At 70.5% G+C, this 13,360-nt stretch carries 13 protein-coding genes; 3 read left to right on the top strand and 10 right to left on the bottom strand.

Annotated features, from left to right (window positions below; translation table 11 throughout):
* Positions 1-113: 113 nt before the first annotated feature.
* The 6 genes from DA075_RS15715 to DA075_RS15740 all read right to left on the bottom strand — a co-directional run bounded on the left by DA075_RS15715 (position 114) and on the right by DA075_RS15740 (position 4,984).
* The gene (locus tag DA075_RS15715; RefSeq protein ID WP_099954027.1) at positions 114-1,334 is read right to left on the bottom strand and encodes an ABC transporter substrate-binding protein; all 1,221 of its coding nucleotides are present in this window, start codon (positions 1,332-1,334) and stop codon (positions 114-116) included.
* Between the two features lie 54 nt (positions 1,335-1,388).
* Positions 1,389-2,093, bottom strand: a complete 705-nt coding sequence (locus tag DA075_RS15720) for an ABC transporter ATP-binding protein (protein WP_099954028.1) — start codon at positions 2,091-2,093, stop codon at positions 1,389-1,391.
* The gene (locus tag DA075_RS15725; RefSeq protein ID WP_099954029.1) at positions 2,086-2,838 is read right to left on the bottom strand and encodes an ABC transporter ATP-binding protein; all 753 of its coding nucleotides are present in this window, start codon (positions 2,836-2,838) and stop codon (positions 2,086-2,088) included. Before DA075_RS15725 ends, DA075_RS15720 begins: the two co-directional genes overlap by 8 nt.
* Before the next feature lie 149 nt (positions 2,839-2,987).
* Complete coding sequence (locus DA075_RS15730) at positions 2,988-3,587, bottom strand: alpha/beta fold hydrolase (RefSeq protein WP_099954030.1); 600 nt, start codon at positions 3,585-3,587, stop codon at positions 2,988-2,990.
* 81 nt (positions 3,588-3,668) lie between these two features.
* The gene (locus DA075_RS15735; RefSeq protein ID WP_099954031.1) at positions 3,669-4,370 is read right to left on the bottom strand and encodes a GntR family transcriptional regulator; all 702 of its coding nucleotides are present in this window, start codon (positions 4,368-4,370) and stop codon (positions 3,669-3,671) included.
* Positions 4,371-4,432: 62 nt separating this feature from the next.
* Complete coding sequence (locus DA075_RS15740) at positions 4,433-4,984, bottom strand: cupin domain-containing protein (protein ID WP_099954032.1); 552 nt, start codon at positions 4,982-4,984, stop codon at positions 4,433-4,435.
* Between the two features lie 152 nt (positions 4,985-5,136).
* Here DA075_RS15740 and aptA point away from each other — a divergent pair, with 152 nt between their 5' ends.
* The 3 genes from aptA to DA075_RS15755 all read left to right on the top strand — a co-directional run bounded on the left by aptA (position 5,137) and on the right by DA075_RS15755 (position 9,447).
* Complete coding sequence (aptA, locus tag DA075_RS15745) at positions 5,137-6,468, top strand: omega-aminotransferase AptA (protein WP_099954033.1); 1,332 nt, start codon at positions 5,137-5,139, stop codon at positions 6,466-6,468.
* 139 nt (positions 6,469-6,607) lie between these two features.
* The gene (locus DA075_RS15750; RefSeq protein WP_099954034.1) at positions 6,608-8,104 is read left to right on the top strand and encodes a CoA-acylating methylmalonate-semialdehyde dehydrogenase; all 1,497 of its coding nucleotides are present in this window, start codon (positions 6,608-6,610) and stop codon (positions 8,102-8,104) included.
* A gap of 533 nt (positions 8,105-8,637) precedes the next feature.
* Positions 8,638-9,447 carry a GGDEF domain-containing protein gene (locus tag DA075_RS15755; protein ID WP_099954035.1) on the top strand — a complete coding sequence of 270 codons (810 nt, stop codon included), beginning with the start codon at positions 8,638-8,640 and terminating at the stop codon, positions 9,445-9,447.
* A 309-nt stretch (positions 9,448-9,756) separates the two neighbouring features.
* Here DA075_RS15755 and DA075_RS15760 read toward each other — a convergent pair whose 3' ends face one another.
* Genes DA075_RS15760 through DA075_RS15775 form a run of 4 tightly spaced genes read right to left on the bottom strand, consistent with a single transcriptional unit; the run spans position 9,757 to position 13,203 of the window.
* Positions 9,757-10,593, bottom strand: coding sequence for an ATP-binding cassette domain-containing protein (locus DA075_RS15760; protein ID WP_099954036.1), 837 nt, complete (start codon positions 10,591-10,593; stop codon positions 9,757-9,759).
* Complete coding sequence (locus tag DA075_RS15765) at positions 10,590-11,414, bottom strand: ABC transporter ATP-binding protein (protein WP_174800094.1); 825 nt, start codon at positions 11,412-11,414, stop codon at positions 10,590-10,592. The genes DA075_RS15760 and DA075_RS15765 overlap by 4 nt, the downstream gene beginning before the upstream one ends.
* On the bottom strand, positions 11,414-12,262 hold the full coding sequence (locus DA075_RS15770; protein ID WP_099954038.1) for an ABC transporter permease: 849 nt from the start codon (positions 12,260-12,262) through the stop codon (positions 11,414-11,416). The genes DA075_RS15765 and DA075_RS15770 overlap by 1 nt, the downstream gene beginning before the upstream one ends.
* Entirely contained in the window at positions 12,259-13,203 is a 945-nt protein-coding gene (locus DA075_RS15775) for an ABC transporter permease (RefSeq protein ID WP_099954039.1), read from the bottom strand. The genes DA075_RS15770 and DA075_RS15775 overlap by 4 nt, the downstream gene beginning before the upstream one ends.
* Positions 13,204-13,360: the final 157 nt, after the last annotated feature.

A 13,360-nucleotide genomic window follows, 5' to 3' on the forward strand; every position in this document is an offset into this window, starting at 1 on the left:
AGAGGTCGGGTGCTTCATGAAGGCGACACCCGGATTGGCGTCGCGCTACCCCTCTCCCGCCCGGCTCCGCCGGGCACCCTCCCCCGCAGAGGGGGGAGGGTTAAGCGGCAGCGCTACCCCTTCACGTTCAGCGGGCAGGCGTCGCTCGGCTTCGGGTAGACGTCGTCGCCCTTGAGCACCGCCTTGACGTGGTAGAAGTCCCAGTCGCGCTTCGACTCCGCCGGCTTCTTCACCTGGAGCAGCAGCAGGTCGTGCACCAGCGCGCCGTCGGCCCGCAGGTGACCGTTGCGGATCACCGCGTCGTCGATGGTCATGGAGCGCAGCTGGCTCATCACCGCCCCGGCCTCGTCGGTGCCGGCCGCTTGAACCGCCTTCAGGTAGCTCAGCACCGCCGAGTAGATCGCGGCCTGCGAGGCGCTCGGCATCCGCTTCATCTTGGCGAAGTACTTTTCCGCGAAGGCACGCGAGCGGTCGTCGTAATCCCAGTAGAACGCTTCCGTCAGATACATGTCCTGGGCCTTGGCGAGGCCGAGGCTCTTCACGTCGGTGATGTAGGTGAGGAGCGGCGCGATCACCTGCTTGTCGCTGCGGCCGATGCCGTATTCGGCGGCCTGCTTGACGGCGTTGATGGTGTCGCTGCCGGCATTGGCCAGCGCGATCACCTGGGCGCCCGTGCCTTGCGCCTTCAGCATGTAGGACGAGAAGTCGCCGCCCGGGAAGGGATGGCGCGACGTGCCCAGCACCTTGCCGCCCTCCGCCTCGACCACCGCGGCGGCGTCCTTCTCCAGCGAGTGGCCGAAGGTGTAGTCGGCGGTGACGAAGTACCAGCTCTTGCGTCCGGCCTTCAGCAGCGCCTTGGCGGTGCCGGCGGCGAGCGCGTAGGTGTTGACCATCCATTGCGCGCTCAGGGGCGAGCACTTGTCGGTGATGGCCGCCATGGCGACGCCGGCCGAGAGCATCGTCACCCGGTTCTTCTGCCGCGCGATCTCCATCACGGCGAGCGCCGTCGAGGAGGTCGGGAAGTCGGCGATCATGTCGACCTTGCCCTGGTCGAACCACTCGCGGGCGAGGTTGGCGGCGATGTCGGGCTTGTTCTGGTGGTCGGCGGCGACGAGCTCGACGGGCGCGCCCAGCACCTTGGCCCCCATCTCGTCGATGGCGATCTGCGCCGCCACCGCCGAGCCGCGGCCCGTGAAGTCGGAATAGATCCCCGACAGGTCGTTGAGGATGCCGACCTTCACCACCCCGTCGCTGACCTTGTCGGCGGCGAGAGCCCCCGTGGCCAGAACGGCGAGCGACAGCCCGAGGGCGCACCCGATGACACGCGACCGCATGATTCCCGCCTCCTGTGACCCTGCCGAATGAAAGCTCGTTTCGCGAAAGGCCCGTCAGATTCCGAGCAGCCGGCCGACCTCCTCCTCCCGCGCCGCGACCTCGTCCGCCGCGATCTCCGCGGCGATGCGGCCGTGCTCGACCACGTAGTGGCGGTCGGCGAGGTGGCGGGCGAAGTGGAAGTTCTGCTCGACCAGCACGATGGTGAAGCCGCGGCTCTTGAGCAGCGCCACGGCGCGCCCCAATGCCTCGACGATCACCGGCGCCAGCCCCTCGGTGATCTCGTCGAGGAGCAGGATGCGGGCGCCGGTCGTCAGGATGCGCCCGAGCGCCAGCATCTGCTGCTCGCCGCCCGAGAGCCGGCCGCCATAGCTGTCGGCGCGCTCGGCGAGGTTGGGAAAGAGCGCCAGCACCTCGTCCAGCGGCAGGCCGCCCTCGCCGAGGCGCGGCAGCAGGGTCAGGTTCTCGCGGGTGGTCAGCGTGCGGTAGACGCCGCGCTCCTCCGGGCAATAGCCGAGGCCGAGGCGGGCGATGCGGTGGGGCGGCAGCCGGATCGCCTCCCGCCCCCGCACCCGCACCGAGCCGGCGCGCCGGTCGGTGAGGCCGAGGATCGCCCGGAGCGTCGTGGTGCGCCCGGCGCCGTTGCGGCCGATCAGCGTCACGCACTCGCCCTCGCGCACCGTGAGGTCGACGCCGTGGAGCACGTGGCTCTCGCCGTACCAGGCCTGGAGGCCGCGCGTCTCGAGGACGGTCTCAGCCATGCCCGCCCCCCAGATAGGCGGCGCGCACCGCCGGATCGCTCGAGACGGCGGCGTAAGCCCCCTCGGCCAGGATCTCACCGCGCTGGAGCACCGTGATCGTGTCGCAGAGGTCGGCCACCACCGACATGTTGTGCTCCACCATCAGGATGGTGCGTCCCGTCGCGATGCGCCGGATCAGCCGCTTGATGCGGTCGACATCCTCGATCGCCATGCCCTGCGTCGGCTCGTCGAGGAGCAGGAAGGGCGGGTCGAGGGCGAGCGTCGTGGCGATCTCGAGGGTGCGCTTGCGGCCGTAGGAGAGATCGGCGGCCCGGGCCTCGGCGGCCTCGGCGAGGCCGACCTCGGAAAGGAGCCGCATCGCCTCCTCGTCGAGCACCCGCAGCGTGCGGCCGGAGCGCCAGAACCGGTACTGCGTGCCGAGCCGCCGCTGCAAAGCCACCCGGACGTTGTCGCGCACCGAGAGGTTCGGGAAGATCGCCGAGATCTGGAACGAGCGCACCAGACCGCGCCGGGCGATGGCCGCCGAGCTCTCGCGGGTGATGTCCTGACCCTCGTAGAGGATCTGCCCCTCGGTCGGCACGTGGACCTTGGTGAGCAGATTGAACACCGTGGTCTTGCCGGCACCGTTCGGGCCGATCAGCGCGTGGATCGCGTGCCGCCGGACCTTCAGGTCGAGCCCCCGCACCGCCCGGAAGCCACCGAACGCCTTGGTCAGCCCCCTGGTCTCGAGTGCGGTGTCGGACACGGTGCGATCCTTCGCGGCGCCATGATTCGTAGATTGTATAAAATATTCGATCTGGTCAAGCGGGCCCTGCGGGCGATCCGATCCCTGCCGTCGGCTCGGCGGCGATGGACGTGGAAGCGGGACTCGGGTCGCGAGCCGTCGCAGCGCCCCTAGGGCATCGTCGCCAGATGACGCCGGATCTCGGCGGCGACGATCTCCGCGTGGGTCTGCGCGAGATCGTGGCCCGCTCCGGGGATGATGCGGAGGCGGGATTGCGGAAGGAGGGAGGCCAGCCGCTGCCCGACCGCCACGGGGCTGACCGGGTCGGCATCGCCCCACAGCAGCAGCGCCGGCACCTGGATGGACGGGATCTGCGCCGACAGGTCTTCGACGGGATCGGCGATCCACTTGGCCGCCTTCGGGAACGCCGAGGCGTAGCCGGGGCGCCAGTCGCATCCGCCCAGATCCGCCACCGGCACGCCGCCCGAGGTCACGGCCAGGACGAGGCTCCTGACCAGGGCAGGAAAGGCCAGAGCCAGCCTGATCGCCACGTAGCCGCCCATCGATTGGGCGATCAGCGCGATCGGCTCGCGGATCTGCCCGGCGGCCAGGGCGACGAGATCGTCGATGCAACCCACCGCCGGATCGGGCGTCTCGTCACCCAGGCCTGGCCACGAGACGAACACGCCGTCGAGGTCCGCATGGACGGCGACGGGTTTCCAGAACGCGGCGCTGCCGCCGGCGCCCGGGAGAAACAGCGTCTTGAGCATCCGATCCCGTCCTCGCTGCCGGTACCGGAGGGGGCGGGCGGTGCGATGGAGGCCCCGCTCTCCGGGCGCCCCGACCTTACGTCACGTCTCCGCCGATTGGCGATAGATGTCCACCAGCGAGCGCCCGGCATGCTCGACATGGATCCGCAGCAGGTTGGCCGCCGCCACGACCTCCCCCGCCTCGCAGAGGTCCAGGATCGTGGTGTGCTCCATGTCGGCGCGGGCGACGTCGCCGGAGACCGAGAGTTGCAGGCGGGTCGGGCGGTCGCAATCCTGGAGCAGGCCGGCGACGATGGCGAGCGAGCGCGGCCGGCCGGCATGGCGCAGGAGGCCGAGGTGGAAGCGTCGGTTCAGCTCGCCCCAGGTCTCGACCGTGCCGGCCTTCAGCGCGGCGCTGTACTCCTCGCGCAGGGCGCGCAAGTCCGAAAAATCGTCCGGCGTCAGGTGGCGGGCCGAGAGGATCAGCAATTGCGGCTCGAGCGAGACGCGGAGCTGGAAGACGTCCTCGATCTCCTCGACCGAGAGACCGGTGACCACCGCGCCGCGATGCGGCGCGATCCTGACGAGGCCGGAGGCCTCCAGTTGCAGCAGCGCCTCCCGGATCGGGATCCGGCTGATGCCGAACTCCTCCGCCAGCGCGTCCTGGCGCAGCTGGAATCCCGGCGCCATGGCGCCCGAGAGGATGCGCTGGCGCAGGGCCTCCGCCACCGCCGCCGAAACGGTCCGGTGGCCGAGGCCCCCGGCGACGGATCGGGCTCCCCGCGCGCGCGCCGTCACGGCCATGGTCTCAACTCCACCGATTCACTCAGATGCATATTGTATACGACCGAGGGTTGGCAAGGCCGTCAGAAGGTCGGCGGGGTGCAGGCGCTAACAACCTCGCACGGATTCGGCCCGATGCAGCGGAAGCGGTGCGGCCGTCGGCTGGAAAAATAATAGGCGTCGCCGGGCCCGAGCACACGGCGCTCGTCGTCCACCGTCACTTCGAGCCGTCCCGAAAGCACGATGCCGCCCTCCTCGCCGTCATGGACGAGGGGGACGCGGCCGGTGTCGGAGCCCGGCTCGTAGCGCTCCTTGAGGAGTTGCAGGGCGCGGCCGAACAGGCTGTCGCCGACCTGGCGGTAGGAGATCCGGCCCTTGCCGATCTCGACCAGTTCCTCGCTGGCGTAGAACGCCTTCTCGGACCGCTCCGGGGCGAGCGAGAAGAACTCGGCGAGCCCGATCGGCACCGCGTCGAGGATGCGCTTGAGGGCGCCGACCGACGGGTTGGTCTGGCCCGACTCGATCAGCGAGATGGTGGAGTTGACCACCCCTGCGCGCTTGGCGAGCGCCCGCTGCGACAGGCCGTGCAGGAGGCGCACATGGCGCAGGCGCGCTCCGACCTCGTCGTTCGTCACGCCGGCTCCCCTGTTGAGGCTGTTGCGGATCGGCCAACATCCTACCCCGGCCGCCAGCTTTATCAAAGGGTTATGGGAGAACAGAAAAGGACTTGTTGCGCTTGCCGGAACGGTCTTGTGTGGCGGCCACCGCGCCCCAGAAGGACACACCGATGAACGCCCATCCGCCGCGCCTGAACCGCCCGAGCCTCGACGCCTACTGGATGCCGTTCACGGCCAACCGCCAGTTCAAGGCGGCGCCCCGCCTCCTCGTCGCCGCCGAGGGCATGCACTACACGGCCGATGACGGCCGCACGGTGCTCGACGGCACCGCCGGCCTGTGGTGCGTCAATGCCGGCCACGGCCGCCGGCGCATCGCCGAGGCCGTCGAGCGCCAGCTCGCCACCCTCGACTACGCCCCCTCGTTCCAGATGGGCCACCCGATCGCCTTCGAGTTCGCCGAGCGCCTCGCCGCCATCGCGCCGGGCGGCGCCCTCGACCGGGTGTTCTTCACCGGCTCGGGCTCGGAATCGGTCGACACCGCCCTCAAGATCGCCCTCGCCTACCAGCGCGCCATCGGCCAGGGTACGCGGACCCGGGTGATCGGGCGCGAGCGCGGCTATCACGGCGTCGGCTTCGGCGGCATCTCGGTCGGTGGGCTGGTCAACAACCGCCGGATGTTCCCGCTGCTGCCGGGCGTCGACCACCTGCGCCACACCCACGATCTCGCCCGCAACGCCTTCGTGCAGGGGCAGCCGGAGCATGGCGCCGACCTCGCCGACGACCTCGAGCGGCTGGTGGCGCTCCACGGCGCCGAGACCATCGCGGCGGTGATCGTCGAGCCGGTGGCGGGCTCGACCGGCGTGCTGGTGCCGCCGAAGGGCTATCTGGAGCGCCTGCGCGAGATCGCGACCCGCCACGGCATCCTGCTGATCTTCGACGAGGTCATCACCGGGTTCGGCCGCCTCGGCGCGCCCTTCGCCACCGACTATTTCGGCGTGACGCCCGACCTCGTCACCACGGCGAAGGGCCTCACCAACGGCACGATCCCGATGGGCGCGGTCTTCGCCACGCGGGCGGTGCACGACGCGCTGATGCACGGGCCGGAGGGCGCGATCGAGCTGTTCCACGGCTACACCTATTCGGGCCACCCGGTCGCCTGCGCGGCCGGCCTCGCCACCCTGGAGATCTACGCCGAGGAGGACCTCCTCACCCGCACGGTGCAGATCCAGGCGCAGTGGCACGAGGCGATGCACGCCCTGCGGGACTGCCCTAACGTCATCGACATCCGCACCATCGGCCTCATCGCCGGCATCGAGCTCAAGTCGCGGGACGGGGCCCCGGGAGCCCGGGCCTACGACGTCTTCACCGACTGTTTCGAGAAGGGCCTGCTCATCCGCGTCACCGGCGACATCATCGCCCTGTCGCCGCCGCTGATCGCGGAGCGTGAGCACGTCGACACGATGGCGTCGATGCTGGGCGAAGCGCTGCGGCGGGCGGCATAGCCGCCTTTTCTCTGACCCTCTCCGTCATCCCGGGGCTCGCCGCAGGCGAGGACCCGGGATGACAAGGATCGACGATCTGTGTCCGGCTCGCGACTCGACGTGAGTCCGAGGCACTGTGCCAGTGGAACTGACCAGACCCATGAACACCATCGGACACTTCGTCGGCGGCAGCCGGATCGCGGGCCGCTCGGGCCGTACCGCGCCGGTCTTCAACCCGGCCACCGGCGAGCAGTCAGCCACCGTCGCGCTCGCCAGCGCCGACGAGGTCGGGGCGGCGGTGGCCGCGGCCCGCGCCGCCTTCCCGGCCTGGGCCGCAACCCCGCCGCTCCGCCGCGCCCGCATCCTCAACAGGTTCCTCCGTCTCCTCGAAGAGCGCATCGACGATCTCGCCGCGGTGATCACCGCCGAGCACGGCAAGGTCCTGTCCGACGCCAAGGGCGAGATCCAGCGCGGGATGGAGGTGGTGGAGTTCGCCACCGGCGCGCCGCAGCTCCTCAAGGGCGAGATCACCGAGAATGTCGGCACCCGCGTCGACAGCAGCTCCCTGCGCCAGCCGCTCGGGATCGTGGCCGGCATCACGCCGTTCAACTTCCCCGCCATGGTGCCGATGTGGATGTTCCCGGTCGCGCTCGCCTGCGGCAACTGCTTCGTGCTGAAGCCCTCGGAGCGCGACCCCTCCGCCGCCCTGGTGATGGCCGAGTGGCTGAAGGAAGCCGGGCTGCCTGACGGCGTGTTCACGGTGGTGCAGGGCGACAAGGAGGCGGTGGACACCCTCCTGCACCACCCCGACATCTCCGCCGTGTCCTTCGTCGGCTCGACGCCGATCGCCCGGTACATCTACGAGACCGCGGCGCGGACCGGGAAGCGGGCGCAATGCCTCGGCGGGGCCAAGAACCACATGGTGGTGATGCCCGACGCCGACATGGACCAGGCGGTCGACGCACTGATGGGCGCGGCCTACGGCTCGGCCGGCGAGCGCTGCATGGCGATCTCGGTGGCGGTGCCGATCGGCGAGGAGACCGCCGACCGGCTGATCGCGAAGCTGGTGCCGAAGGTGCGGGCGCTGAAGGTCGGACCCGGCACCGACCCGGAGGCCGAGATGGGGCCGCTCGTCACCGCTCAAGCCCGCGACAGGGTGACGGGCTACATCGACCGCGGCGTGGCCGAGGGCGCCGAGCTGGTGGTCGACGGCCGCGGCCTGACGCTCCAGGGCTACGAGAACGGCTACTTCGTCGGCGGGACCCTGTTCGACCGCGTGACGCCCGAGATGACCATCTACAAGGAGGAGATTTTCGGGCCGGTGCTAGCGGTGGCGCGCGCGCCGGACTACGAGACCGCCGCGCGGATGATCAACGAGCACGAATTCGGCAACGGGACCGCGATCTTCACCCGCGACGGCGATGCGGCGCGGGAATTCGCCCATCAGATCCAGGTCGGGATGGTCGGCATCAACGTGCCGATCCCGGTGCCGATGGCGTTCCATTCCTTCGGCGGCTGGAAGGCCTCGCTGTTCGGCGACCACCACATGCACGGGCCCGAGGGCGTGCGCTTCTACACCCGGCTCAAGACCATCACGACCCGCTGGCCCACCGGCATCCGCGCCGGCGCCGAGTTCGTGATGCCGACGATGCGCTGAGACCATCGCGCCTTCGCCTCGACGTGTCGATGCGAAGGCGTCCGGCGCATCAGCGCCGGCGCCCGTTCGGGCTTAGCCGCGCAACGGCGGACGGGGGGACCGGTGGCCCCGCCCGATCCCCGATACGGCCCGACGACGCGTCCCGGGACCGCGCCTCCCGTGCGGTCCCGGTCCCCTGCTGCGCCAGCCGCGTCCTTCGCCGGACATGGTCACGCCCCGCAAGAGCCCCCGAAATCATCTCGCCATCATGCCTTCGTTCCGTCATTCCGCCTGGCAGCGGCACGATTGCTTGCAAGAACAAACACTGGCTGCCATTGTAAACTCGCGATCATGATTTTTTAATTTACAGAGATGTCAGACGTAAGCGACATTAAGAATTAGATTTTTATGCGGCGCAAGATGTCTAGTCTTGCGCAGAACGTCGCATCGAGCTATGTCCCTGGGGAAAGACGAACACGACAGCGTGCCCTGGCCGGAGCCTCGCGCGGAGCCGGGACCTGCCGCGGTTCGTCCCCATCCGGGATCCGCACCTCATGATCTCCGTCAGCCCGGTCCTCGATCTCCTGGCTGTGGGTATCGCCTTGCTCGCGGTCGCGCCGCTCCGGGACGTCTCGCGCCTGGCGCGCAATCCGGTGGCGAAACGGGGCTGGCAGGCCCTGATGGCGGCGATGGCGCTCTGCATGCTGCTCTTGACCGTCAAGGCCGTCAGGGACCTGCACAAGCCCCTCGATGCCGACGCCGCGATGCAGCTCATCGTGCATCTCGTCGGCGCCTCGATCATGACGACGTTCGCCCAGCTGGCGCGAAGGACGGCCCTGGACGTCGTCCGGCTCGCGCGGTTCGAGGCGCAGGCCTTCACCGATGGGCTGACCGGACTCGGCAACCGCCGCCTGTTCGCGGAGCGCCTGACCGAGGAGGTCGCCCGCGCCCGGGAGACCGGCGCGCCCCTGTCCCTTATCGTGCTCGACATCGACCATTTCAAGCAGGTCAACGACACCTATGGGCACGCCGTCGGGGACGTGGTGCTCAAGCACATCGCCGACACGGTGATGGCCGGGATGCGCAACGCCGACACGGTCTGCCGGATCGGCGGCGAGGAGATCGTGATCATCATGCCGCGGATCGATCCCGCCCAGGCGGCGGAACTGGCCGACGCGCTCCGCGCCGCCGTCGGCGCGATGGCGGTGCCGATCGGCGACGGCCGCGCGATCACAGCGACCATCAGCCTCGGCTTCGCCACGCGACAGCCCGAGGAAGGCGGCGAATCGCTCTTTCGCCGCGCCGATGCCGCGCTCTACACCGCCAAGCGCGACGGCCGCGACCGCGTCGGCCTCGCGGCCTGAGACTGGCAGACGAACACCGGACAGAAAAAAGGCCGCCCTTGCGAGGCGGCCCGAAGTCTAGGGAGGAAACGCCCAAGAAGGGCAGCACCGCCGCGACGCCATCGCCGCAGTGCGTGAAATCGATTTCACATATTGCGGTGCAGCGCGCTAGCGGTGCAACGGAAGGGCGGCCATGCACCAGTCGCATGACGCAGCGTCATTCCGCACGCTCGGGCGGTCGGAAGCGCCCGAGCGGATCCCGCACCGCCTCCTCTCCCCGCACGACGCCGGGTTGCCCGGGATCGGTCGGGGAGAGGAGAGCGCTGCCTCTCATCCGGCGACGGTGGAGGGCGGCGGCCCCCGCCGCGTCCGCTGCCACAGCGCCGCCAGGGTCGGCTCCGCCGCGAGCAGCGTGCGGGTGTAGTCCTGGCGCGGATGGTCCAGCACCTCCCGCACCGTCCCGGTCTCGACCAGGCGCCCGGCCTGCATCACCCCGACCCGGTCGGCGATCTCGTCGACGACGCCGATATTGTGGGTGATGAACAGGACGGTCAGGCCATGCCGGTCGCGGAGCGACAGGATCAGGCGCAGGATCTGGGCCTGGATCGACAGGTCGAGGGCCGAGACCGCCTCGTCGGCGACGACCAGCTTCGGGTTGGTGATGAGCGCCCGCGCGATGGCGATGCGCTGGCGCTGGCCGCCGGAGAATTCATGCGGATAGCGCTCGGCGGCGCTGCCCGGCAGCCCGACATCCTCCAGCGCCCGGGCGACCAGGGCGGCGCGGTCGCGGCCCCGGGGGGCGTCGTCGAGGAGGTGGAGCGGCTCGGCGACGATGCGGCCGACCGAGTGGCGCGGGTTGAGCGAGCCGTAAGGGTCCTGGAACACCATCTGGAAGTCGCGGCGCTTGCGCGCCAGCGCCTTGGCCGAGAGTCCGAACAGGTCGTCGCCGCCGAGCCGCACCGTGCCGCCGCTCGGTCGGTCGAGGGCCATGACGATGCGGGCGAGGGTGGACTTGCCGCAGCCGGATTCGCCCACCACCGCGACGATGCTGCCGGCCTCGACGGCGAGGCTCACGTCGTCGACTGCCCGCAGATGGCGCGTGGCGCCGCCCTTGCCCCGCAGGGCGTAGTCGCGGGTCAGGTTCTCGATCGAGAGGAGCGCGGTCACCGGGCGCCTCCCGCGGCGAGGCGCGGTGCCTCATCCAGACCCGCCCGGGCCCGGCGCGGCAGGGCGGCGATCAGGTCGCGCGTATACTGCGCCGTGGGATGGCGCAGGACCGCCTCGGTCGGCCCCTCCTCCACCGCCCGGCCGCGGCACATCACCAGGGTCCGGTCGGTGCTGCGGGCGATCACCCCGAGGTCGTGGCTGATGAGGATCAGGGAGAGGCCGAGATCGGCCACCAGCTCGTCGAGGATGTCGAGGATCTCCTTCTGCACCGTCACGTCGAGGGCCGTGGTCGGCTCGTCGGCGATTAAGAGGTCGGGCTTGAGCGCCAGCGCGATGGCGATGCCGACGCGCTGGCGCTGGCCGCCGGACATCTCGTGCGGGTAGCTGTCGATGCGCCGCGCCGGATCGGGGATCCGCACCCGCTCCAGCAGGCGCAGCGCCTCCGCCCGCGCCTCAGGCCTGCCGACCTCGCGATGCAGGCGGATGCCTTCGGCGATCTGCTGGCCGGCGGTCATGGCGGGGTTGAGCGCGGTCATCGGCTCCTGGAAGATCATGCCGATGCGCCGGCCGCGTAAGGAGCACAGCTCGCGCTCGCCCATCCGCAGGATGTCGCGGCCCTCGAGCAGGATCTCGCCGGAGGCGCGGGCGCTCTTCGGCAACAGGCCGATGGTCGCGAGCGACAGCATCGATTTGCCGGAGCCCGATTCGCCGACGATGCCGAGGCTCTCGCCGCGGCCGACCGCGACCGAGACGTCGTCGACGACGCGGACCGGACCGTTCGGTCCCGGGAAAGCGATGGAGAGGTTGCGGATCGCGAGCATCAGGAGGCCTGCCGGCGGCGCGGGTCGAGGCGGGCGGCGAGGCCGTCCCCCAGGAGGTTGAGGCCGAGCACCGCCGCCGCGATGGCGAGGCCGGGGGCGAGGGCCAGATGGGGCGCCTGGAGCAGGTAGGTCTGCGACTCGGCGAGCATCCGCCCCCAGGTCGGGGCCGGCGGCGGCAGTCCGAGGCCGAGGAAGCTCAGGCCCGCCTCGGTCAGGATCGCCATGGCGAGCTGGATCGTGACCTGGACGATAATCTGCCCGGCGATATTCGGCAGGACGTGCTCCAGGGTGATCCGCACATTGCCCTTGCCGGCCATGCGGGCGGCCATGATGTACTCGCGCGCCCAGATCTGCATCGCCGCGCCGCGGGTGACCCGGGCGAAGACCGGGATCATGAACACCCCGATGGCGATGATGGCGGTCGTGGCGCCGGGGCCGAGCAGCGCGCCGAGCATGATCGCCGACAGGATCGGCGGCAGGGCGAACAGCGCGTCGCAGATCCGCATCAGCACGGCGTCGAAACCGGCCCGCGCCGCGGCGGCGACGCCGGCCAGCGTGCCGAGCACCGCGCCGACCGCGACCGCCGCGAAGGCGGTGGTGAGCGAGTTGAAGGCGCCGCGCATCAGCATCGAGGCGACGTCGCGCCCGAGATGGTCGGTGCCGAGCCAGCCCGAGACCAGCGGGCCGCGCAGCTTCTGGAGGATGCGCATCCGGGTCGGGTCCTCGGGGGTCCAGACCAGGGAGGTGAGCGCGATCCCGACGAGCAGGGCCGTCAGGACGCCTCCGACGAGGAGCGCGGCGCTGCCGGGGCGCCAGCCGCGCCGGAGCTTCAACGCGAGGGCGGTCATGCGCGCTTCCTCAAGCGGGGATCGACGACGGTGTAGAGCAGGTCGACCCCGAGATTGACGACGATGACGATGGTGGCGAACACCATCACGGCGTTCTGGATCACGATCAGGTCGCGCTGCGCCAGGGCCTGCCAGGCGAGCCGGCCCATGCCGGGCAGGGTGAACACGTTCTCGACCAGCACCGCGCCGCCGATCAGGAACGAGATCTGCAAGCCCAGCATGGTGATGACCGGCACCAGCGCGTTCGGCACCGCGTGGCGCCACAAAGCGCGGGAGACCGAGGCGCCCTTGGCCCGGGCGGTGCGGACGAAATCCTCGTTCATCACCTCGACCACCGAAGCCCGCGTCACCCGGGTCAGCACCGCCGATTGCGGGATGGCGAGCGCCAGCGCCGGCAGGAGCAGCGCCCGTAAGCCCGAGACCGGCTCGCCCCAGCCCGGAAAGCCGCCGGCCGGCAGCCAGCCGAGGCCGAGCGCCACGACCATGATGAGCAGGAGCCCGATCCAGAAGTTCGGCACCGCGATGCCGGCCTGCGCGTAGAGAGTGGCGGCGCCGTCCGCCACGCCGCCGGGCCGCGACGCCGCGGTGACGCCGAGCGGCAGGGCGATGCCGACGGCGAGCAGCACCGCGAGCCCGGTGAGCGGCAGCGTGACCGCCAGCCGCTCCCGGATCAGCGCGCCCACCGGCACGCCGTAGGTGTAGGACACGCCCATATCGCCGGTCGCGAGCCCGCCGAGCCAGCGCAGGTAGCGGATCACCGCCGGCGCATCGAGCCCCATCTGGGCGCGCAGGGCCGCCAGGGTCTCGGGGGTCGCCGAGGTGCCGAGCATCGCAGAGGCCGGATCGCCCGGCACGATCTCCATCATGCCGAAGACCAGGACCGAGATCAGCAGGAAGGTGACGGCGAAGCCGGCGGCGCGGCGGGCGAGGTGCCTCAGCATGGGGTGGGTCTCAGCATCGGAAAATCTGTTTTTTACTACGCTGTACTTTATTCGAGCTGGCCGCGGGACGCTCAGCGTTTCACGCTGAAGCGTGCCACCCTCACGCGGGATCTTCGATCCCCCGACCCCTCTCCCATACGGGAGAGGGGAGTTGCCC

This window comes from Methylobacterium currus (assembly GCF_003058325.1).
In the GTDB taxonomy this organism is placed as follows: domain Bacteria; phylum Pseudomonadota; class Alphaproteobacteria; order Rhizobiales; family Beijerinckiaceae; genus Methylobacterium; species Methylobacterium currus.